The 1417-nt window shown below is 66.4% G+C and carries 1 protein-coding gene; it reads left to right on the forward strand.

The genetic code is table 11. The features are described 5' to 3' along the window. Positions 1 to 122: 122 nt before the first annotated feature. Positions 123 to 1358 carry an IS256 family transposase gene (locus ID804_RS12110; protein ID WP_046746337.1) on the forward strand — a complete coding sequence of 412 codons (1236 nt, stop codon included), beginning with the start codon at positions 123 to 125 and terminating at the stop codon, positions 1356 to 1358. The last annotated feature ends 59 nt before the right edge of the window (positions 1359 to 1417 follow it).

The raw sequence follows: 1417 nt of genomic DNA on the forward strand, positions 1-1417 counted from the left end.
CCTGGAGTCCCGCGGGGTGGTGGTCTTTCGGGCCCGCGGCGTCGTGACCGCGACGGGGTGAGCCATCGTGCGATGGTCAGTGAGAACGACCAAGAACTCACACAGAAAGACGACACCGCACGATGGCTCTTGACCAGTCTGCCCTCCTCGAGCTGCTCGGGGAACTGAAGCTCACCGGCACCACCGACCGCATCCGAGCCGCGACCGAGCGGCTCTACCAGGAGCTGATCGACGCGGAGACAGCCGCATTCATCGGCGCCGCCCCCTACGAGCGCACGAGCGAGCGCACGACTACCCGCAACGGTTCCCGGCCGCGGGTGCTGTCGACCACGGCTGGGGATCTGGAGTTGCGGATCCCGAAGTTGCGGCAGGGGTCGTTCTTCCCGTCGCTGCTGGAGCGGCGCCGCCGGGTCGACCAAGCCTTGTTCGCGGTCGTGATGGAGGCCTACCTCCACGGCGTCTCAACCCGGAAGGTCGATGACCTCGTCAAAGCGCTCGGCGCTGACACTGGCATCTCGAAGTCCGAGGTGTCCCGCATCTGCCAAGGGCTCGACGCCGAGGTCGCATCGTTCCGCGACCGCTCGCTGTCTGACATCGCCTACCCCTACGTGTTCCTCGACGCGACCTACTGCAAGGTCCGCATCGACCACCGTGTCGTGTCCCAGGCGGTCGTCGTCGCGATCGGCGTCGCCGCTGACGGGCGGCGGGTCGTGCTGGGCTTCGATGTCGGAGACAGCGAGACCGAGGAGTTCTGGAAGCAGTTCCTGCGCTCGTTGAAGACACGAGGTCTGGGCGGGGTGAAGCTGGTGATCTCCGACGCCCACGCCGGACTGAAGAAGGCCGCAGCGACCGTGTTGCAGGGCGCCGCCTGGCAGCGCTGCCGCGTCCACTTCATGCGCAACGTCCTGACCGCCCTCCCGAAGGGCCGGCAGGAGATGGTCGCCAGCGTGATCCGCACGATCTTCGCCCAACCCGACGCCGAGCACATCGATGCCCAGTTCGACGAAGTCGTGCGCATGATCGAGCGCGTCCACCCCAAGACCGCCGTGATGCTCACCGACGCCCGTGACGACATCCTCGCGTTCAAAGCGTTCCCCGCCCGGCATTGGCGACAGATCTGGTCCACGAACCCGCTGGAACGCCTCAATCGGGAGATCAAGCGCCGCACCGACGTCGTTGGCGTGTTCCCGAACAACGCCGCCCTGCTCCGCCTGGCCGGCTCCGTCCTCGTCGAGCAACACGACGAATGGGAAGCCGCCGACCGCCGCTACTTCTCCGAAGCCTCCATGACCGAGCTCACCGCGACCACCCCCACCATCGACGAGGCGGTGATACTCCCCGAGATCACCGCCGCCTAAACTAACGACAGCTGATCATCGCAACGAAGCGAAAGACCACCACTCAAACGGACGCGGCC

Origin of the sequence: Microcella alkalica (assembly GCF_014595885.1) — a bacterium.
GTDB lineage: Bacteria > Actinomycetota > Actinomycetes > Actinomycetales > Microbacteriaceae > Microcella > Microcella alkaliphila_B.